This is a genomic window from Cyanobium sp. BA5m-21, from assembly GCF_024346235.1.
In the GTDB taxonomy this organism is placed as follows: domain Bacteria; phylum Cyanobacteriota; class Cyanobacteriia; order PCC-6307; family Cyanobiaceae; genus Cyanobium_A; species Cyanobium_A usitatum.
This window is the reverse complement of record NZ_JAGQCO010000021.1, coordinates 1-20,141: the sequence shown is the minus strand read 5'-3', so window position 1 is coordinate 20,141 and position 20,141 is coordinate 1. Positions and strand designations below refer to the sequence as shown.

General features: G+C 62.7%; 20 protein-coding genes. 12 read left to right on the top strand and 8 right to left on the bottom strand.

Translation table 11 applies throughout. From position 1 onward, the window contains the following. Window positions 1-3 precede the first annotated feature (3 nt). From KBY72_RS08095 to KBY72_RS08060, 8 genes are all read left to right on the top strand, one after another. Window positions 4-360 carry an AIR synthase gene (locus tag KBY72_RS08095; protein WP_254941763.1) on the top strand — a complete coding sequence of 119 codons (357 nt, stop codon included), beginning with the start codon at window positions 4-6 and terminating at the stop codon, window positions 358-360. A 65-nt stretch (window positions 361-425) separates the two neighbouring features. Next, a complete protein-coding gene (gene rpsL / locus KBY72_RS08090; protein WP_106632417.1) occupies window positions 426-800 on the top strand; it encodes a 30S ribosomal protein S12 in 375 nt (124 codons plus the stop codon). A 106-nt stretch (window positions 801-906) separates the two neighbouring features. Beyond that, entirely contained in the window at window positions 907-1,377 is a 471-nt protein-coding gene (gene rpsG / locus KBY72_RS08085) for a 30S ribosomal protein S7 (RefSeq protein WP_106632418.1), read from the top strand. A 100-nt stretch (window positions 1,378-1,477) separates the two neighbouring features. Beyond that, window positions 1,478-3,553, top strand: a complete 2,076-nt coding sequence (gene fusA / locus KBY72_RS08080) for an elongation factor G (protein ID WP_254960528.1) — start codon at window positions 1,478-1,480, stop codon at window positions 3,551-3,553. A gap of 39 nt (window positions 3,554-3,592) precedes the next feature. Further along, the gene (tuf, locus tag KBY72_RS08075) at window positions 3,593-4,822 is read left to right on the top strand and encodes an elongation factor Tu (RefSeq protein WP_254960529.1); all 1,230 of its coding nucleotides are present in this window, start codon (window positions 3,593-3,595) and stop codon (window positions 4,820-4,822) included. A 124-nt stretch (window positions 4,823-4,946) separates the two neighbouring features. Further along, window positions 4,947-5,267: a 30S ribosomal protein S10 gene (gene rpsJ / locus KBY72_RS08070; RefSeq protein ID WP_006910513.1), complete on the top strand. Its 321-nt coding sequence runs from the start codon at window positions 4,947-4,949 to the stop codon at window positions 5,265-5,267. Between the two features lie 114 nt (window positions 5,268-5,381). Continuing rightward, window positions 5,382-6,029 (top strand): LON peptidase substrate-binding domain-containing protein, encoded by a 648-nt coding sequence (locus KBY72_RS08065; protein WP_106632421.1) that lies wholly within the window; start codon window positions 5,382-5,384, stop codon window positions 6,027-6,029. Window positions 6,030-6,037: 8 nt separating this feature from the next. Continuing rightward, on the top strand, window positions 6,038-7,021 hold the full coding sequence (locus KBY72_RS08060; RefSeq protein WP_254960530.1) for a methyltransferase domain-containing protein: 984 nt from the start codon (window positions 6,038-6,040) through the stop codon (window positions 7,019-7,021). Here the strand turns inward: KBY72_RS08060 and pheA are convergent. Beyond that, a complete protein-coding gene (gene pheA / locus KBY72_RS08055; protein ID WP_254960531.1) occupies window positions 7,018-7,845 on the bottom strand; it encodes a prephenate dehydratase in 828 nt (275 codons plus the stop codon). The genes KBY72_RS08060 and pheA overlap by 4 nt on opposite strands. A gap of 69 nt (window positions 7,846-7,914) precedes the next feature. Here pheA and KBY72_RS08050 point away from each other — a divergent pair, with 69 nt between their 5' ends. Then, entirely contained in the window at window positions 7,915-8,427 is a 513-nt protein-coding gene (locus tag KBY72_RS08050) for a DUF1997 domain-containing protein (protein ID WP_254960532.1), read from the top strand. Here the strand turns inward: KBY72_RS08050 and KBY72_RS08045 are convergent. From KBY72_RS08045 to KBY72_RS08025, 5 genes are all read right to left on the bottom strand, one after another. Beyond that, on the bottom strand, window positions 8,393-9,034 hold the full coding sequence (locus KBY72_RS08045) for a ribonuclease HII (protein ID WP_254960533.1): 642 nt from the start codon (window positions 9,032-9,034) through the stop codon (window positions 8,393-8,395). The two genes, KBY72_RS08050 and KBY72_RS08045, sit on opposite strands and share 35 nt — an antisense overlap. Continuing rightward, window positions 9,035-11,101, bottom strand: coding sequence for an Rne/Rng family ribonuclease (locus KBY72_RS08040; protein ID WP_254993354.1), 2,067 nt, complete (start codon window positions 11,099-11,101; stop codon window positions 9,035-9,037). It lies immediately after the preceding gene. A gap of 391 nt (window positions 11,102-11,492) precedes the next feature. Beyond that, a complete protein-coding gene (locus KBY72_RS08035) occupies window positions 11,493-14,144 on the bottom strand; it encodes a TIGR03960 family B12-binding radical SAM protein (protein ID WP_254993353.1) in 2,652 nt (883 codons plus the stop codon). 45 nt (window positions 14,145-14,189) lie between these two features. Beyond that, window positions 14,190-14,594 (bottom strand): type II toxin-antitoxin system VapC family toxin, encoded by a 405-nt coding sequence (locus KBY72_RS08030; RefSeq protein ID WP_254931882.1) that lies wholly within the window; start codon window positions 14,592-14,594, stop codon window positions 14,190-14,192. Continuing rightward, entirely contained in the window at window positions 14,591-14,842 is a 252-nt protein-coding gene (locus tag KBY72_RS08025) for an AbrB/MazE/SpoVT family DNA-binding domain-containing protein (RefSeq protein ID WP_161956154.1), read from the bottom strand. The genes KBY72_RS08030 and KBY72_RS08025 overlap by 4 nt, the downstream gene beginning before the upstream one ends. Before the next feature lie 101 nt (window positions 14,843-14,943). Here KBY72_RS08025 and KBY72_RS08020 point away from each other — a divergent pair, with 101 nt between their 5' ends. Genes KBY72_RS08020 through KBY72_RS08010 form a run of 3 tightly spaced genes read left to right on the top strand, consistent with a single transcriptional unit; the run spans window position 14,944 to window position 17,380 of the window. Continuing rightward, window positions 14,944-16,170, top strand: coding sequence for an LL-diaminopimelate aminotransferase (locus tag KBY72_RS08020; protein ID WP_254931881.1), 1,227 nt, complete (start codon window positions 14,944-14,946; stop codon window positions 16,168-16,170). Between the two features lie 26 nt (window positions 16,171-16,196). Further along, window positions 16,197-16,526, top strand: coding sequence for an ATP-dependent Clp protease adapter ClpS (gene clpS / locus KBY72_RS08015; protein WP_396093912.1), 330 nt, complete (start codon window positions 16,197-16,199; stop codon window positions 16,524-16,526). Continuing rightward, window positions 16,526-17,380 (top strand): CPBP family intramembrane glutamic endopeptidase, encoded by an 855-nt coding sequence (locus tag KBY72_RS08010; RefSeq protein WP_254931880.1) that lies wholly within the window; start codon window positions 16,526-16,528, stop codon window positions 17,378-17,380. The genes clpS and KBY72_RS08010 overlap by 1 nt, the downstream gene beginning before the upstream one ends. Here the strand turns inward: KBY72_RS08010 and KBY72_RS08005 are convergent. Together KBY72_RS08005 and cofG are read right to left on the bottom strand one after the other, a co-directional pair. After that, on the bottom strand, window positions 17,364-18,944 hold the full coding sequence (locus KBY72_RS08005; RefSeq protein WP_409995485.1) for a photosystem II high light acclimation radical SAM protein: 1,581 nt from the start codon (window positions 18,942-18,944) through the stop codon (window positions 17,364-17,366). The two genes, KBY72_RS08010 and KBY72_RS08005, sit on opposite strands and share 17 nt — an antisense overlap. Continuing rightward, the gene (gene cofG / locus KBY72_RS08000) at window positions 18,941-19,957 is read right to left on the bottom strand and encodes a 7,8-didemethyl-8-hydroxy-5-deazariboflavin synthase subunit CofG (protein WP_254960537.1); all 1,017 of its coding nucleotides are present in this window, start codon (window positions 19,955-19,957) and stop codon (window positions 18,941-18,943) included. The genes KBY72_RS08005 and cofG overlap by 4 nt, the downstream gene beginning before the upstream one ends. Window positions 19,958-20,141 lie beyond the last annotated feature (184 nt).

Genomic DNA, 20,141 nt, shown 5'->3' with positions numbered 1-20,141 from the left:
CCCATGGCCAAGGCGCACAGCCTGCGCGTGACCGCCGCCGCCGCCGCCGAGCTGGGCCGCCACGCGGCTGTGGCGGGCACCCCCGGGATGATGCATCTGGATTTAGTTGATGGGCGCTGTGAGCGCTGGGCGATTCGATTGCGCCCCGGCCACCTGGCGGGCACGCCGGTTGCTCGCGCCGATGGCATCACCCTTTATGCGCCAGCAGAGCAACTGAACCTGCTGAGCGGCCTGAGCCTGGACTACCGGGGTGACATCAGCGGCGGCGGCTTTTTGGTACGTCCAGGCGAAGGCACGGTGAGTTGCGCCTGCGGCACTGCATTCAGCCGCTTAGGAGGAGGGCGACAGGCGACCCAGTAAGGTGGCGGATTGTCGAAATCGGTCGGACGTCCGACCAATATTCTCCGACCAGACCCCGGTCCTCGATGCCCACCATTCAGCAGCTAATCCGTACTGAGCGCCAGAGTCTTTCTCGGAAGACCAAGTCGCCCGCCCTACGCGCTTGTCCCGAGCGCCGCGGTGTGTGCACACGCGTGTACACCTCCACCCCCAAGAAGCCGAATTCGGCCCTGCGCAAGGTCGCTCGGGTGCGTCTCACCTCTGGCTTTGAGGTGACCGCCTACATCCCCGGCATTGGACACAACCTTCAGGAGCACTCTGTGGTTCTGATCCGGGGTGGACGCGTCAAGGATCTGCCTGGCGTCCGCTATCACATCATCCGCGGCACCTTGGACACCGCGGGCGTCAAGGACCGTCGCCAGTCCCGTTCCAAGTACGGCGCCAAGACGCCAAAGAGCTGAAACCGCCTAGCTCAGCGTGACCAGCCGCTGAGCAGCAACTTCAGCAAAGGGCGTCACCGATGCCCGCTCCATTCCCTTCCCCTAGTTCTCCCCGCTCCGGTCGACCATGTCTCGCCGCAATGCCGCCGAGAAGCGCCCAGTGCTTCCCGACCCCCAATTCAACAGCCGCCTGGCCTCCATGATCGTGGCCCGGCTCATGAAGCACGGCAAAAAGTCCACGGCGCAGCGCATCCTTTCGGATGCCTTCTCCCTGATCAACGACCGCACCGGTACTGATCCCCTGGAGCTGTTTGAGACAGCTGTACGCAATGCCACCCCTTTGGTTGAGGTTCGTGCCCGCCGGGTTGGCGGTGCCACTTACCAGGTGCCGATGGAAGTTCGCCAGGAGCGCGGTACAGCCATGGCTCTGCGCTGGCTGGTGAATTTCTCCCGCGCCCGCAACGGTCGCAGCATGGCCCAGAAATTGGCCGGTGAGCTGATGGATGCAGCCAACGAAGCCGGTAGCGCGGTTCGCAAGCGGGAAGAGACCCACAAGATGGCTGAAGCCAACAAGGCTTTCGCCCACTACCGCTACTGATCCTGCCTGAAACTGCTGAAGCCCAGGGCGACTTCAGCCTCTACAGACCCGGTCTGTAGAGTGATGCTCACGTTTTGTTGACCTTTCGGAGACCTCCCCCGTGGCCCGCGCCTTTCCACTGGAACGCGTAAGAAATATTGGTATTGCCGCCCACATCGATGCGGGCAAAACCACGACGACTGAACGGATTCTGTTCTATTCAGGCGTTGTCCACAAGATGGGCGAGGTCCACGACGGTGCAGCGGTGACCGACTGGATGGAGCAGGAGCGGGAGCGTGGGATCACGATCACCGCAGCTGCCATTTCCACCACTTGGAAAGACAACCGCATCAACATCATCGACACCCCCGGGCACGTCGACTTCACCATCGAGGTGGAGCGTTCGATGCGGGTCCTGGACGGAGTGGTCGCTGTCTTCTGCGCCGTTGGTGGCGTTCAGCCTCAGTCAGAAACCGTTTGGCGTCAGGCTGACCGCTACAACGTGCCCCGGATCGTGTTCGTCAACAAGATGGACCGGACCGGTGCCGACTTCCTCAAGGTCTACGAGCAAATCAAGGATCGACTCAAAGCCAATGCTGCCCCGATCCAACTGCCGATCGGAGCCGAGGGAGATCTGAAGGGAATTATTGACCTTGTGCGCAACAAGGCGATTATTTACACGAATGATCTCGGCACCGACATCATTGAGAGTGAAATTCCTGAAAACATGGTTGAAGAGGCTAAAAAGTGGCGCCTCAAGTTGATGGAAACGGTCGCTGAGTCCGTCGAAGACTTAATCGATCCCTTCCTGGAAAATGGCGAGCTCACCGAAGAGCAGCTGGTCAAAGGCATCCGCCAAGCCACCATCCATCATGGCTTAGTGCCCATTGTTTGTGGCTCAGCCTTTAAAAATAAGGGCGTTCAGCTGGTGCTAGACGCAGTGGTTGACTACCTACCAGCACCAGTTGATCTACCTCCCATCACTGGCCTACTGGCAGATGGCAGCGAGGCAAACCGCTCCTGCGAAGACAGCGCACCATTTAGTGCGTTGGCCTTCAAAGTAATGGCTGACCCCTACGGCAAGCTTACTTTTGTACGCATCTACTCCGGGGTACTCAATAAAGGCAGCTACGTACTCAACTCCACCAAGGACAAGAAGGAGCGCATTTCCCGCTTGATCCTGCTCAAGGCTATTGACCGCGAAGAGGTGGACGAGCTCCGTGCAGGTGATCTTGGAGCAGTCTTGGGCCTTAAAGACACCACCACTGGAGACACACTTTGCATCGAATCTGACCCGATCATCCTCGAATCGCTCTTCATCCCAGAGCCAGTGATCTCGGTGGCTGTCGAGCCAAAAACCAAGGGTGATATGGAGAAGCTTTCCAAAGCTCTTCAGTCACTTTCAGAAGAAGACCCCACTTTCCGGGTCTCCACCGATCCAGAAACCAGCCAGACAGTTATTGCTGGCATGGGAGAACTCCACCTTGAAATCCTGGTGGATCGGATGCTGCGCGAATTTAATGTTCAAGCAAATATCGGCGCTCCGCAGGTGTCCTATCGCGAAACCATTCGCACCAGCTCCAAAGGGGAAGGGAAATATGCTCGTCAGACTGGTGGCAAAGGTCAATACGGCCACGTAGTGATCGAAATGGAGCCAGGCGAGCCAGGCACAGGATTCGAATTCGTCAATAAAATTATTGGTGGCATCGTTCCCAAGGAGTACATCGGTCCCGCAGAAGCTGGTATGAAGGAGACCTGTCAATCCGGTGTGATTGCTGGTTTCCCCATGATCGACGTCAGGGCAACTATGGTTGACGGTTCCTACCACGACGTCGACTCCTCGGAGATGGCGTTTAAAATCGCCGGATCCATGGCCTTCAAAGACGCCGTCAAGAAGTGCAATCCCGTACTCCTTGAGCCAATGATGAAGGTGGAAGTCGAGATCCCCGAGGATTACCTTGGGTCGGTCATCGGCGACCTTTCATCCCGTCGTGGCCAGGTCGAAGGGCAGTCCATTGACAAAGGTCAGTCCAAAGTCCAAACAAAAGTGCCCCTGGCCGAAATGTTCGGCTACGCCACCCAGCTCCGATCCATGACCCAGGGTCGGGGTATTTTCTCGATGGAGTTCAGCCATTACGAGGAAGTTCCTCGCAATGTGGCTGAGGCCATCATCTCCAAGAATCAGGGCAATTCCTGATCACTCCTCTACCCACTAACCCCCCGATTCTTTCTACTCATGGCACGCGAGAAGTTCGAAAGGAACAAACCCCACGTCAACATTGGCACCATCGGCCACGTTGACCACGGCAAAACCACCCTCACGGCTGCCATCACCAACGTGTTGGCGTCCCAGGGCATGGCCAAGGCCCAGGCCTACGACGAAATCGATGGTGCTCCTGAGGAGAAAGAGCGGGGCATCACTATCAACACGGCGCACGTCGAGTACGAGACCGTCAAGCGTCACTACGCTCACGTGGACTGCCCCGGCCACGCTGACTACGTCAAGAACATGATCACCGGTGCCGCCCAGATGGACGGCGCGATCCTGGTAGTAGCCGCGACCGACGGGCCGATGGCCCAGACCAAGGAGCACATCCTCCTTGCCAAACAGGTCGGCGTTCCCGCCCTAGTGGTGTTCCTGAACAAGAAGGACATGGTCGACGACGAGGAAATCCTCGAGCTTGTCGAACTGGAAATGCGCGAGCTGCTCAGCAGCTACGACTTCCCTGGCGATGACATCCCCGTAGTGCCAGGTTCAGCCCTGAAGGCCCTGGAATATATCCAAGCTGGCAACAAGGCCGAGCGCGGTGCCAACGAGTGGGTTGACAAGATTCTCGACTTAATGGACGCCGTCGACGAGTCGATTCCTGAGCCCGAGCGCGAAGTCGACAAGCCCTTCCTGATGGCAATCGAGGACGTTTTCTCGATCACCGGTCGTGGCACCGTGGCAACTGGCCGTATCGAACGCGGCAAGGTCAAGGTTGGCGAAACCGTTCAAATCGTCGGCATCCGCGACACCCGCGAGACCACTGTCACCGGCGTGGAAATGTTCCGCAAGCTGCTCGAAGAGGGTTTGGCTGGCGACAACTGTGGACTACTGCTGCGCGGCATCCAGAAAGAGGACATCGAGCGCGGTATGGTGCTGGTGAAGCCCAACTCCATCAAGCCCCACACCAAATTCGAAGGTGAGGTCTACGTGCTGAAGAAGGAAGAAGGCGGCCGCCACACCCCCTTCTTTGCTGGCTATCGCCCTCAGTTCTACATCCGTACAACTGACGTGACCGGCCAGATCACGGCCTTCACCTCTGACGACGGCGCCAACGTCGAAATGGTGATGCCCGGTGACCGCATCAAGATGACCGGCGAGCTGATCTGCCCCGTTGCCATTGAGCAAGGCATGCGCTTCGCCATCCGCGAAGGCGGCCGCACCATCGGTGCAGGCGTGGTTTCCAAGATCATCGCCTGATCCTGAGGTAGGTTTTTGGGGTGGGACCTATTTGGGTCTCCACCCCACCTGCCGCTCCTCGACAATCCAGCTCCACCAGCCACCCGGGCGTTCCGCCCAGGAGCTTCCTGACGCCTGATCTGACATGTCCACAGCCATTGCCCAGCAGAAGATCCGCATTCGCCTCAAGGCGTTTGATCGCCGGATGCTTGATCTCTCCTGCGAAAAAATCATCGAAACTGCCGACCACACCGCCGCAACGGCGATCGGCCCCATTCCGCTGCCAACCAAGCGCAAGATCTACTGCGTGCTGCGCTCGCCCCACGTCGACAAAGACTCCCGCGAGCACTTCGAAACCCGTACCCATCGGCGCATCATCGATATCTACAGCCCTTCGGCAAAGACCATCGACGCACTGATGAAGCTTGACCTACCCAGCGGCGTTGATATTGAAGTCAAGCTCTGAGCCCAATCTCGGGTAATCCTGCCTGAGCAGTCGCTGACTGAAGCCGGCCCCTGTCACGCCAACGCGTGGCAGGGGCATTTTTTCTAGGATGCTCTTGCATCTCCTGTTAAAGCCATGGGCGAGCTGGCCGTAAGGGAGCTGCCGCTGTTTCCCTTGCCCGACGTGGTGCTCTTCCCCCAGGAAGTATTGCCACTTCATATTTTTGAGCCCCGCTACCGGATGCTGCTGCGCACCGTGATGGCCGGAGACCAGCGCTTCGGAGTTGTGCGTTGGGACCCCCAAAACCAGACCATGGCCGATGTGGGCTGCTGTGCCGAGATCCTGCACTGCCAGACCCAGGACGACGACCACAGCAACATTGTGACCATGGGGCAACAGCGTTTTCGCGTACTCGACATCGTGCGTGAGGCGCCCTTTCGGGTGGGAATGGTGAGCTGGATTGAGGATGAACCCGAGACGAGCCATGCGGAGCTGGCTGCGTTAGCGGGCGATGTCGGCCAGGCCCTGCGGGATGTGGTGGAACTCACCGGCAAGCTGATTGGCAAACCGGCCAGCCTGCCCAACGACCTGCCCGACCTGCCCCGGGAGCTGTCGTTCTGGATCGGAGCCCACCTAGGTGGCCCCGTGGCCGACCACCAGCAGGCCCTGCTGGAGATCACTGACACCAGCGAGCGCCTGCGCCAGGAATACGAACTGCTGGACCAGACCAGGAGGCAGTTGGCGGCACGCACCGTGCTCAAAGACACCTTCCAGCCCCAATAACTCCTGCCATGACCGTCCTGAGCTGGCCCCTGGCCGCCGCCATCGGGGCAGGAGCCCTTGGCTGCCTAGCCGTCGCCCTATCAGCGCGCCTCTGGTTGAAACGCCGGCGGCGTTATGAATCATCTGCAAGCGTCGCAGACGCCTACGACCGCTGGACCAATGACCAGCTGCTGGAGCGGCTCTGGGGGGACCATATCCACCTGGGCTACTACCTCCAAAGTGGTAGCGGCAGGTCGCGCCACCAGGATTTCCGAGTTGCCAAAGAAACCTTCGTCCATGAACTGGCGCGCTGGAGCGGCCTCGACCAACTGCCCCGCGGCTCCACCGTGCTGGATGTGGGCTGCGGCATTGGCGGCAGCGCCCGCATCCTGGCGAGGGACTATGGACTGAACGTCCTGGGTATCAGCATCAGCCCGGCCCAGATCGCCCGGGCCACAGCCCTAACTCCAGCCGGCCTCAGCTGCCGCTTTGCGGTGATGGATGCCCTCGCCCTGGAAATTGCCGACGCCAGCGTTGATGCCGTCTGGAGTGTGGAGGCCTGTCCCCATATGCCCGACAAGCAGCGCTACGCCGATGAGTTGTTGCGGGTGCTCAAACCTGGCGGCCTGCTGGCTGTAGCTGACTGGAACCGGCGCGATCCGACCGATGGCGCCATGGATCGGCGAGAGCGCTGGGTGATGCGTCAGTTGCTTGAACAGTGGGCCCACCCTGAATTCGCCAGTATCCGCGGACTGCAAAAGCATCTCGAGCAAAGTCAGCAGGCTGGTGGCATGACAATCGAAACCGGCGACTGGACCAGCGCCACCCTGCCCTCCTGGATCGAATCGATCTTTGAGGGCGTACGCCGGCCCGGCGCCATCCTGGGACTGGGTCCCGCCGCAGTTCTGCAAGGCCTACGCGAAACACCCACGATCCTGCTGATGCGTTGGTCCTTCGCCACCGGACTGATGCAATTTGGCGTCTTTCGCGGTCGCAAACCCAGCCAGGCCTAAGCGAGGTTGGTGACTGGGTAGGCCCCAAATAGGGCTAGGTGCTCGCAAAGGGGCGCCAGCTCAGCAAGGGCTGCCTCCAGAGGGGTCGATCCATCGGGAAGCTCCAGATCAACGAAAAATATGTACTCACCCATCTCCCGCTTTGATGGGCGCGACTCGATTCGGCCCATGTTGAGCCCGCGCTGGGCAAAGCAGCCCAGGGCTTCGAGCAGGGCCCCTGGCTGGTTGGAGTGCAGGGAGAAGGCGAGGCTTGCCATCGGACCCTGCGAGGAGCGGGGTCCCCGCCGCAGCAACAGGAAGCGGGTGCAGTTGCCCGCCACATCATTGATCGGGTAGGCCAGCTCCAGCAGGCCATGCTCCGTGCCGGCCTGCTGGGAGGCGATCGCCGCGCGGAAGCGGCTGCCCGCCACCATGCGGGCCGCCTCCGCCGTGGAGCTGGTGGGCAACTGCAGGGCCTGGGGCAGGTGTTCCGACAGCCACTGGCTGCACTGGGCCAGGGCCTGGGGATGGGACAACACCTCACTCACACCCGTAATCGGGCCGCTGCCAAGCAGGGCATGGCGGATCGGCAGCACCAGGGCCCGGGCGACGCTGAGATCCGGATGCTCCCAGAGCGCGTCCAGGCAGGCCGTCACCCCCCCCTCCACTGAATTCTCGACAGGCACGACTGCCGCATCACAGGTGCCATGGGCTAGGGCCTGAACAACGGCCCGAATACCTGGCTGAGGCACCAATTCAGGGTTGGCGACACCTTCCAACTCGGCCAGTTGCCGGGTTGCCTGCTCGCCGTAGGTGCCGGCCGGCCCGAGGAAGGCAAAACGCATCGTTTCCGAAACCGAGGAGAGGCCATCGAGTGGTGACCGATAGGATCATGCCGCGCCGGCCCGCAGGCCATGCCCCTGGCCTTCTGCGCCAGTCAGCAACTGCAACTTGACGTGAGCCACCAGCCCGAACGGCTGGCCGCCTACTTGAGCGATCAGGATCGGGTGGTCAAAGCCCTGCTGGATCCCGACCAGCTCAAGCCCCTCGGCCCAGGTCACTATCGCTACGCGGTGACCCATCTGCAGGTATTTCAACTGCAGATTCAGCCAGTGGTGGATCTGCGAATCCGCCTGGCCCAAGACCGGCTGGTGCTGGAAGCCACCGAGTGTGAACTGGAGGGTTTGGGGCTAGTGGATGATTTCCGGCTGACCCTGGGATCCTGGTTGGCAGCGGGTGCCAACGGGCTGGAAGGGGAAGCCAGCTTGGCCGTGACGGTGAGCCAGCCCTCGCTGCTCAAACTGATTCCCGCCAAGGTGCTGGAAGCCACCGGCCGCTCTCTGCTGGCAGGCATCCTGCTGGGCATCAAGGGCCGGGTGGGGCAGCAGCTACTCAGCGACTATCGCCTCTGGTGCCAGGAGCACTGAGCTCCAGCCGCCCCAAAAAACTATGACGATGCAGCGGCGTTGTGCCGAGGTTTTGGAGGGCGGCGCGATGCAAGGCCGTGCCATAACCGGCATGACGCTCCAGCCCGTAGCCTGGGTAGCGCTCCGCCAGGGCGGTGATCAAGGCGTCCCGGGCCTGCTTGGCCAGCACGCTGGCGGCCGCAATCGCCAGGCAGTGGCTATCGCCTCGCACCATTGTGCGCTGGTCGCCGTGCCAGCCCCGCAGGGGCAGCACCCCATCCACCAGCAGCAGCTCAAACGGACACGACAGTTTTTGCAGGGCGCGGGCCATGGCCAGCTCTGTTGCTAGCCGGATGCCTCCGCGATCGATTTCTGCCGCCGAGGCCTGGCCGAGGGCCCAGGAAGCCGCCAGGCGCCGGATAACGGGCACCAGGGCCGCTCGCCGCCGGGCGGTGAGCTTTTTGCTGTCGGTGAGCCCCAGACCAGCCAAGGGCTTTAGCGCTGCGGCCGGCAGCACTACCGCAGCAGCAAAAACAGGGCCGAACAGACAACCGCGACCGACCTCATCAACGCCGGCGCACTCGCCCGGATCCCTGCCCTGCCAGGGATCCGACTCCGGCGGACCCACTCAGCTGGAGGCCGAGGAGCGCCGGCGGCGGCGACGTGGTTCGCCTGACTCATCAAGCTCCGGCTCAGCAACTGCCAACGCGGTGTCTACTTGGGGGGTGCCGGCTTGGGAGGTTGTGGCTTGGGAGGTTTGGGTTTTCGCTGCTGGGGTTTTGGCGGCAGAACTGCGGGTGCGACCGCGGCGAGCTGGAATCTCGACTTCAGGAGGAGCGATGCTGGCAGTGGTCGGCACCGACACCGTGACCACTGTCTCGGGCTCGCTGAGCTCTGGCAGGGGCGTAATTTCCACCGGGGCCGGCATAAGCAGAGTCTCTACGCCTGAGGCCGGCATCTCTCCAGCGCCGTACTGACCATCAGCGGCGGCCCCATTACCGCCGCGACCACCTCGTCCGCGGCGACGACGGGAACCAGCAACTGCCAGCTGCTGCCTGGCTTGCTCCAGCACTTCTTCCGCCTCCATGCCGGGGCGAACCACCCTGACCACGACGTTGTCGTTGCTGGGGGGCTGCTCGAGCAGCAGGGCTGGATTGAGGCCCATCCAACCAAACACCAATTCCTGGTCCGCATCCATCGGCACGGCCACCAGCTCCTGATCAAAGCGGCGGGGGGCCGGCTCCATGCTGGCGCCACTGCCTGAGACAGGTGCCTCGATCGGGACGATCTCGACCCCATCAGCGGCCTGCGTGGCAGGCGCATCGAGGAACTCACTGCCATTACGCACGCTTCGCCCGCCTCGGCGGCGGCGACCGGTAGCGGCCTCGGGGATGCTGGGGCTGAGCACCTCAGCGCGAGCCGATGCTACGGAGCGCACCAGGCCGGTGAGGGTTGCCAGGGGCTGAAGCGTGTCTTTGCCTGGCAGCACGGCCACATGACCCAAGCCCCCACAGCTGGGACAAGCTCGTCCAAACAGTTCGTAGATGTTCTGCCCCTGGCGCTTGCGGGTGAGCTCGACTAGGCCGAGCTCGGTGAGCTGGGCTATCTGGGGACGGGCGGCATCGTCGCGCACCGCCTGGGTGAAATGTTCGAGCAGCTGCAGCTGATCACGACGGGACTCCATATCAATGAAGTCGATGATCACGACGCCACCGATGTTGCGCAGCTTCAGCTGGCGGCCGATCTCCACCGCCGCTTCGCAGTTGGTCCAGAGCACCGTCTCGCGGGAGTTGGCCGAGCGGGTGAAGGAGCCGGAGTTGACATCAATGACAGTGAGCGCCTCGGTGGGCTCGATAATCACGTAGCCGCCGGAAGGCAGATCAACTCGCGGCTTCAAGGCATCGCGAATGGCGGCATTGACCTTGAAATGCTCGAGAATCTCCGCCGATTCGGTGTGAGCTTCCACCAGCACCGTGGTGTGATCAGAGCCCAAAAAGGCATTGGCCCGGGCAACCGCTTCCGGTGTATCAACCACCACCCGCACCAGCTCTGGGCTATAGAGATCGCGCAAGACGCGATGCACAAAGTCTTCGTCGCGGTTGAGCAGCACCGGTGGGCTGGCGGTTTCGGCGGCGGTTTGGATGCCCTCCCACTGTCGCAGCAGGGCTTCAAGGTCGTCGATCAGCAGCTCTTCGCTAACAGCTTCTGCCTCGGTGCGGATCAACAGGCCGGCGCCTGGTGGCTTGATCAGCACACCGAGGGCCCGCAGCCGGTTGCGCTCGTTCTCACCGTTGATGCGGCGGGAGATGTTCACTCCCTGGCCGTGGGGCTGCAACACCAAAAACCGCCCTGGCAAGGCCAGGTTGCCGGTGAGGCGGGGGCCTTTGGTACCGGTGGGCTCCTTCATCACCTGCACCAACACCTTTTGGCGCGGCTCCAGTAACTCGGTGATGCCGGCAGCTCCCTTACGCAGCCTCAGAGGGCCCAGATCGGTGACGTGTATGAAGCCGTTCTTTTCGCTTTCGCCGATATTGACGAAAGCGGCGTCGATGCCAGGCAACACATTTTCAACGGTGCCTAGATAGACGTCTCCGATCTGATAGCGGCCTTGGGCTACAACCAGTTCATCAACACGTTCGTCGTTGAGAACTGCAGCGATTCGCAGTTGCTCGGCTATGACGATCTGCTGGGGCATGGGGAATGGGATGGGCCCGACGGGCCCGGCCAGGGATAAAACGATGGATATGGGCGGACTTGAAGGCTGAAACCTGGTTCAAGCCCTACGGGGCCAGGCCAGAAAAACATCAACAAGCCAAAAACTTGGACTATTAAAAGTCCAGAAAATGATCGGAACGCCGGCAAATCCGGATCGCTCTGGCGGCAATACTGCAAAAAATGCTGTTCTGAATCTTTCGCGCATCGAGTGCCGCGAAACAGCTTTCAAGAATCGAGCTTCCTGAGAGCGGTGGGGCGAAGACTGGGACAGAGGTGTCCTGGGGCGGTTAAACCAGCGAACCTGGCTACCGGCAACCGTTGGAACTCGATCAATAAACCGAGCCCAATCGGCTATTCGCCTTGATAGGAAATTAGCACGGCTTCAGCACCAAGCCTTTCCGCCGTAAGCCACTCAGGGCAAGGGATTGACCGAGCCGTTCAGCGAGCCAGTGCTGCACCTGCTCAGGGCGGAGACTGCGGCCAGCGGCATCGATCGCAGCCCATAGGGTGCACAGCAAGGAACCATCCGACTGCGGCTCCGCCCATTGCAAATCGAGCAAAAACGGCCGGCAATCGCGGCTGCGGGGGCGACCTTTTTTATCTGTGTCGTTCCAGGTCAGCGTCTCAGCGGCTATCAGGCTGGCGCGGGCCTGCTGCCACTGCTCCAGGGTCGGTGGCGCCCCGGCTTGGGGCTGCAAAACAAACTGCCAATGGGCAGAAGCCAGCTCTTGGGAAAGGCTGACGCCAAACACCTCAACCCGAATAGCCGAGAGCAACTGGAAGCCAGCTGGAAGCTCAGGCTGCAACCGAGAGCGCACCAGGCCTGGATCCACCTGTTCGGTGAACTCCAAATCCAGCCACTCGCCGCTGCCCTCTACCCCTAAGGGCAGCGGCAGGGCTAGCTGCAGGCGAGGCAGAGGATGGAAGCCACCGGTGAAACTCACCGGCAAGCCAGAGCGGCGCAGGGCCCGCTCCAGCATTCGCAAGGTGTCTAGGTGGCTGATCAAAGCCAGGGAGCCAGTTTTGGCAAAGCCAATGCGGAGCCGGTCGACCCGCTCGCTGGCAGGGGCCCGCTGGGGAAGGGCCGCCGGAATGGCAGGCGGCGGAATTACCACGTTGTGGCCAAGCTCCGGGCCGCACACGCCACAGCTGCTGCAGCCATCAAAGGAGCAATCGGGCACCACGGTGGCGGCTAGGGCACGCTGCAGGTCCTCAGCCAGCCAGCGCTTATCCAGGCCGGAATCGATGTGGTCCCAGGGCAGGCTCTGTTCGCAAAAGGTCTCCAGGTCAGCAGCATCCATCGCCTCCACCGCGCTCCAGGCGCCTAGCTCCAGCTGGCGGTAGCGGCCACCCAGGCCCGCCGCCTCGATCGCGCCGGTCCAGGCGGCGTAGCTGCGCTCGGCCGACTCAAACCAGGCATCCAATCCCGCCCCGGCCCGCCAGGCCGCCTCAATCACCGCTGAGAGGCGACGGTCGCCGCGGCCGACAAAGTCTTCCACCGCGGAAAGGCGCACATCACTGAAATTAGTTTTGAGGCCCCGCAACTGGCGCAGGGCCCGGCGCAACAGCTCCTGACGCCGCCGAAATTCATCGGTGCTGACGCTGTGCCACTGGAATGGCGTGTGGGGCTTGGGCGTGAAATTACTGATCGTGAGGTTGAGCTCCAGCCGGCCGAGATCGGAGCACTGCCCTTGCAGGGCCTGGCAAGTATCGGCGATGCCGAGCACGTCAGCGTCAGTTTCACCCGGCAGACCGATCATGAAATAAAGCTTCAACTTGCGATAGCCGTTCTCCATCGCCGTACGCACGCCGGCCAGCAGCTCTGCGTCGGTGAGCCCCTTATTGACGATGTCGCGCAGACGCTGGCTGCCAGCCTCCGGCGCAAAGGTGAGGCCCGCCTTGCGGGTACCGCCCAGGATGTGGGCGATGTTTTGATCAAAACGATCCACTCGCTGGCTAGGCAGGGTGAGGCTCACGTTTTTGTCAGCCAGGCGATTGCGCAGCTCCACCCCCACCGCAGGCAGAGCCAGATAATCCGAGCAGCTCAGCGAAAGCAGCGAGAAATCGCTGTAGCCGGTGCGGCCCATGCCCTCCTCAACGGCTTCAATGACCGCTTCTGGCTCCACATCGCGGGCAGGGCGAGTCAGCATCCCCGGCTGACAGAAGCGGCAACCGCGGGTGCAGCCGCGGCGAATTTCCACCGTGAGCCTGTCGTGCACGGTTTCGATATGGGGCACCAACCCCATGGCGTAGTGGGGCATCGGCGTGGCCGTTCGCCGCTGAACCCGAGCAGGGGCGCCTGGTTCGAGCGGCTCGATGCTCACCCCATCGACGCCGGGGCCATAGAGCGAGGGCACGTACACGCCAGGCACCTGAGCCAGATCGCGCAGCAGCTGCCGGCGCGTATGGCCGGCTGCGCGAGCCTCAGCCACCACCAGGCCGATCTCCGGCAGCAGCTCCTCGCCATCGCCGAGGGCCACGAAGTCGAAGAAGGCAGCAAAGGGCTCCGGGTTGCTGGTGGCGGTGGGGCCGCCGGCAAAGATGAGCGGTGGCGCATCCGGGTGAGCCAGGGGCAGGTCGCCCCGCTCAGCAGCCCGAATCGGGATGCCGGCCAGCTCCAGCATCTCGAGGATGTTGGTGCCGCCCAGCTCGTAGCTGAGCGAGAAGCCCAGGATGTCGAAGGCGGCTAGGGGGCGCCGGCTCTCCACTGCAAAGAGGGGGGCACCGCGCTCGCGCAGGCGTGCCGCCAGATCAGGAGCAGGCAGGTAGCTGCGGTCGCACAGCTGGCCGGGAACGGCGTTGAGGATTGAATAGAGAATGATGTGGCCGCTGTTGCTTGCCCCCACCTCGTAGACCTCGGGGTAGGTGAGCGCCCAACGCACCCCTACTTCCTTCCAATCGGCCTCCCAGTCGCGCGGCTTCACCCCCAGCTCATTGCCCAGGTAGCGGGCGGGCTTGCTGATGCCCAGATCAACCAGAGCGTCGAAGTCGACCGGCGCATCAGCCGAGGTGGCAACGGTCACGGGCACGGCGGCTGGAAGCTGAGTTGATCGTATGCAGCACCGGGCTCAGAGCTGCTGCACCGCCGGCGTGAGCGCCAGCTCGCCAGCCTTGCGCACCAAAGCTCTATCGAAGCTGACCAGAGCCGCGCAGCCCTCACTGCGCAGCAGATGCAGGGCATCGGCGAAATCCAGGCCCTTGGCATAGGCCTCGAGGGCCTGCAACACCTGCTCCTCCTGCTCCAGATGCAGTTGGCGGATCGCGTTCAAGCCTCGGAAGGCCCGAATGATCGCCTCCCGGGGCAATTGATAAGCGCCGCGCAGGACCCATTCCAGCTCCAGCACCACGGTGATCGGCACGAAACAGGCTGAGCTGTCGTCGATCAGATCGGCCACGCGGCGGGCCTGCTCAGGGTCGTCATTGGTGAGTAGGCGCACCAGCAGGTTGGTGTCAAGGGCCACCGGCAAGGTCATGGCGTTCCCTTGGAGACATAGAGCGCCGGGTCCATGCGCTCAAGCGGCACAGGCTCACCCTCATAGTGAGCCGCACCAATCAGTGCATGAGCACTGGCCGCATTGGCCGCCCCCTGGGGGGCCAGATGCAGGCCATCGGGCTCAAGGTTCAGGGCCAGGCGATCGCCGGCGCGTAGCCCGAGCAACTGGCGCAGCCGGGCTGGAATCACCAGCTGGCCCTTGGAGGAAAGGGTGAGCAGAGCATCCATCCGAGCATCCACAGGCCTGCTTACCAGCGTAAGCCAAATCTGCCGCATAGGACAATCGCCCCATCACTCACCGGGCCCGGCGGCGGCCCACCCCGCGCACCATGGCTCAGGTCAACGGCAATTATCTCAAGCTCAAGGCGGGCTACCTCTTCCCTGAGATCGGACGGCGGGTGAAGGCCTTCAGTGAGGCCAATCCCGAGGCGCCGATCATCCGCCTAGGCATCGGCGATGTGACCGAGCCGCTCCCTGAGGCCTGCCGCACCGCCATGAAGGGCGCCATCGATGAAATGGGCAGCCGCGAGGGCTTCCACGGCTACGGCCCCGAGCAGGGCTACCTATGGCTGCGGGAAAAAATCGCCGCTAGCGATTTCCAGGCCCGCGGCTGCCAGGTGAGCGCCGAGGAGATCTTCGTCTCCGACGGCTCCAAATGCGACAGCAGCAACATCCTCGACATCCTCGGCGAGGGCAACCGCATCGCCGTGACAGACCCGGTTTACCCGGTTTATGTGGACAGCAATGTGATGGCAGGGCGCACCGGCGACGCCGACGATGCGGGGCGCTATGGCGGCCTCACCTACCTGCCGATCACCGCAGCCAACGGCTTCACCGCCGAGATCCCCACTGAAAAGGTGGATCTGATTTACCTGTGCTTTCCCAATAACCCCACCGGCGCTGTAGCCACCAAGGCGCAGCTGCAGGCCTGGGTCGATTACGCCCGCGCCAACGATGCCCTGATCCTGTTTGACGCCGCCTACGAGGCCTTCATCCAGGACCCCGAACTACCCCACTCGATCTACGAGATCGAAGGCGCCCGCGAGTGCGCCATTGAGTTTCGCTCCTTTTCCAAGAACGCCGGCTTCACCGGCACCCGCTGCGCTCTCACCGTGGTGCCCCGCGGCCTGATGGGCACTGCCGCCAATGGCGAACGGGTGGAGCTTTGGGCCCTGTGGAACAGGCGCCAGTGCACCAAATTCAACGGCGTCAGCTACATCGTGCAGCGCGGCGCCGAGGCGGTGTATTCGGTCGAGGGGCAGGCCCAAGTTCAGGCTCTGGTTGCCTTTTACATGCAAAACGCGGCGATCATCCGCCACGAACTAACGGCCGCCGGTATCCAGGTGTATGGGGGCGAGCAGGCCCCCTACGTGTGGCTGAAAACCCCCGAAAACATGGATTCCTGGGGCTTCTTCGACCACCTGCTCGGCAAAGCCCACGTAGTGGGCACCCCCGGCAGCGGCTTCGGCGCCGCGGGAGAGGGCTACTTCCGCCTTTCGGCCTTCAACAGCCGGGAGAACGTGGAAGAAGCCATGGGGCGCATCCGGGCCCTTTAATAGGGCGAAACGTCATGTCTGTTGCCATGACTCCTATGCCAATCGCCACCCAGAGTCCCAGCCGCGAGAGCGGCGGGGCAGCCGTGATGGAGAAGGCCCCGGAGCGGGTGCGCAAGCCATCGCCCCGCTACAAGGTGCTGCTGCACAACGATCCCGTCAACTCGATGGAATACGTGGTGACCACCCTGCGCCAAGTGGTGCCCTCGCTCAGTGAGCAGGACGCGATTGCCGTAATGCTGGAGGCCCACAACACCGGCGTAGGACTGGTGATCGTCTGCGATCTAGAGCCCGCTGAGTTTTATTGCGAAACCCTTAAGGGCAAGGGCCTGAGCAGCAGCCTCGAGCCCGAAAGCTGATGGAGCCGCCTGCTGCGGCAGCTAACGCGGCAGTGCGACCGCACTGGTGGGGCACCTTGTTGTACGTGCCCTTGCTCTACCTAATGGGTTGGCTGGTGGCCCGGCCTCTTGCCCTCCTAGCCCCCAACTGGCGCTCCGACCAGGTGGATCTGGCGGGTCTGGTAGTGGCCCTGATTTTGTTGCTTACCAGCCTGCCTTTGAGGCTGAGGCGGGTTTGGCAGGAGTCCAATCCCTGGCTGCGCCTGGGATTGGCTGTGCCAGGTGCCCTTGCCCTACGCAGCGGCGTGCGGGGGCTGCTGAAGGCACTGCTCTTGCTCGCCCTAGTTGCCTCGGGCTTAGTGATCGCCGGCCAAGCCCAATGGCTTGGGGAGCTCAATGGAGCCCTGCTGCTCAACGGCCTGCTGCTGCTGGCGGGGGTGGGATTTGCCGAAGAGCTGCTGTTTCGCGGCTGGCTATGGGGCGAACTGGAGCTCCAGCTGGGGGCACGCCGGGCGCTGGTGGTGCAGGCGCTGCTCTTTGCCCTGCTGCACCCCTGGTATCGGGCCCCTGGGCTCGAGGCCTTGGGGCTGCTGGGGGGCCTAATTCTGTTGGGTCTAGTGCTGGCTCTGCAGCGGCGAGCCGACTCAGGCTCCCTATGGGGAGCAATAGGCCTGCATGGCGGCCTGGTGGGGGGTTGGTTTCTAGTGCAGAAGGGCCTGCTGCAGATTTCCCCAGCAGCGCCTGGCTGGCTGGTGGGTCCCGGTGGCGCCGACATCAACCCGATCGGCGGACTGATTGGCTGGATAGGCCTAGGCGCCCTGCTCTGGATTCGCCGCCGCTGGTGGAGCAAAGACGGGTCTAGCGGGTCGCCGTAGCCAGGGCTTTGCGCCCCTCCACTGGGGCATGTAGGGCCTCTTCCAGTGGGGCGAGGCCGTAATCACGCTCAAGCAGGTCCATCACGGTGCGGCCGAAATCACCGGGGTTGCGCTCGAAGGCCTCGAGGCAGATGCGGCCGAAGGTGCTGCCCATCGGCTCAGGGTTCCAGAGCAGCTGACGAGCAGTCCAAGGCAGCATGCTCATCGGGTTGTAGCCAGGCTTGATCAGGCCCTGATCAAAGCCGTATTGCTCCAGGTGGGTGTGGGGCTGCAGGCCGATGAAAAAGATCGCCGGCTCGACTTTGTCGGCCCCGAAGATGCGCTCCAGCTCGCGGTGATAGGCCACGGTCTGGCGGATCGTCTCTGGCCGCTCGTCGATCACGTTGAACGAGTAATTCACCGACACGTGCTCACGGAAGCCGGCCCGAGCCAGCAGGCGGCAGTTCTCGAGCACGGTGCGCAGGTTGTAGCCCATGCGCATCTTGCGCACGAGCTCCTGGGAGCCCGAGGTGATACCGATCTCGAAGTAATCCATGCCGGTGGCCACCATCAGCTCAGCCAGCTCGGCGTCGAGATTGTCGGCGCGGATATAGGCGGCCCAGCGGATATCGCTCCAACCCTGGGCCTGAATCGCCCGCAACAACTGCTTGGCGTCGTCGATGTAGCGCCGGGCCGGGATGAACTGGGCATCGGTGAACCAAAAACCTCTCACGCCCTTGGCGTAGAGCTGGCCCATCTCAGCGATCACCTCCTCCACAGGATTGACGCGCACCGCCTTGCCCTCCACCACGGTGTAAACGCAGTAGCAGCAGTTGTGGGGGCAGCCGCGCTTGGTCTGGACGCCCACGTAGAAGTCACCGCCGTCGAGATACCAGTCGAGCTGTGGCCAAATCTCGGCGATGTAGGCGTAGTTGCAGGCGGTTTTATCCATGCCAGCCGGCTGCTCGTGGATCAGCCCGGGCCGGGGTGCCTCACCCGCCAAAAAGCAGCGCTCCGCAGCAAGGGATTCACCGCGGATCAGCTTCTCCAGCAGGGGCTCCCCTTCTCCCACCGACACCACGGTGCCCTTGGGCAGCTTGCGGCCCAGCTGCTCATAAAACACACTCACCGCACCCCCTCCCAGCACAGCGGTTGCCTTGGGCTCGAAGCGGCGGGACCGGCGCAGGCCGCGGCGCACCAGCCGCAAATTGCGCCATAGCTCACCGTAAAAGGAAGCCATCAACCCCAGGCCACCCAAGGCACCGCGCAGGCGCCGCAGCGGATTGCGTGCATAAAACACCTCAAAGGAGTTCTGCAGGGGATTGCCGCCACGCCCATCCACGGGCGCATAAATCTGGATGTCGCGCCAGGAGAACACCAGCAGGGTGGGCCTAAACGCCTCAACTGCCCGCAGCAGCACCTGCTCCACATCAAGGAGGGGCACTGCCGCCAGATCAAGAATCTGCTGAGGCAGGTGCGGGAACTGCTTATGCAGGTGATCAGCCAGGTAGATCGGGCCGATCGGAAAAATTGGATTGCAGGGAAGCCGCACCAGCAGCACCCGTTGGTCGCTCGCGGCGCTCACGGCCATGGACTTCTGGGTCCGGAAGATTTGGACGCTAACAACCTTGATTCGGCGCGGAGAGCCTGGCGCCGCATAGCCAGCGGCAAACAGCGGCGCCAGGCTTGATGCACACACAGCCGAGGAGTCAGCTCATAGCCAGCCTGGGCAAGCACTTCCGCTAACTCCGTTGGCGTGGGCTGGGGATAGGCGCGGTTGATCACGTCACTGCTATCGATGCCGCCAAGATCATCGATACCCGCCGCCAGGGCAGCAGGTAGCTCTTGCAAGGGCCAAAGATTTGGTGGCAACTGCAGGTGCACTTGCGGCGGCAGGATTGTCCGGGCTGCGGCAATGGTGCCAAGCAGGTCGGCCTGCTCAGTGGCATTGAGCAACAGAGCAGAAGTGGCATCGGGGCGGAAGGGCTGGAGGATCACCTCCTGCAAGTGACCCCAGCGGCGCTGCAGCTGGGCCAGCAACTCCAGGGCCGCGAGCCTGTCGGCCTCGGACTCCCCCACGCCCAGCAACAGCCCCGTGGTGAAGGGGATCCCTAAACGACCAGCCTGCTCCAACTGGCCGAGTCGCACCGCCAAGCTCTTGCTCGGAGACTGGCGATGCAAGGCGTCGTAGGCCAGGCCGAGCCCTTCCAGCATCAGCCCCATGGAGCCATTAAGTCGGCCCAGGGCGGCCATTTCAGCTATCGAGAGGGGGCCCGCGTTTGTGTGCGGCAGCCGGCCCTCTATCCAGGCCAGACGACTAAGAGCCAGCAGACGACTGAACCAGGCGCGGCGCTGGGGGGAGCCGGGCGGCACCTCGCCGCTTAGCAAAAGCACCTCCGCAGCCCAGGGGCGCAGCCTCAATGCCGCTTGCGCCTGGGCATCACTGAGCCCATCAGCTAAGGGATCTAAGCCATCTGGGGGGCGCCGAAAGCTGCAATAACCGCAGTTGTTGAAACAGAAGCGGGTGGGTACAAGGGTGACGCTGGGGCTCCAGGTGATCTGCCGCACCCCGATATAAGCAGCGCTTATGGGATCCATCAGCAGGGCTTTGGCGCCTCCCGGCCGGCCTTCTCACTAATCCCGCAATCTTCCGTTACAGTCCTGTTACGCAATGTCCTTGCGCTCGACGGGATTCCGTCTGGTGGCTTGCCACCTTCCATACCCGTTCCTCTGGAACAACCTCTTCTCGTTCTCATGACAACCACTATTCAGCAGCGCCAAG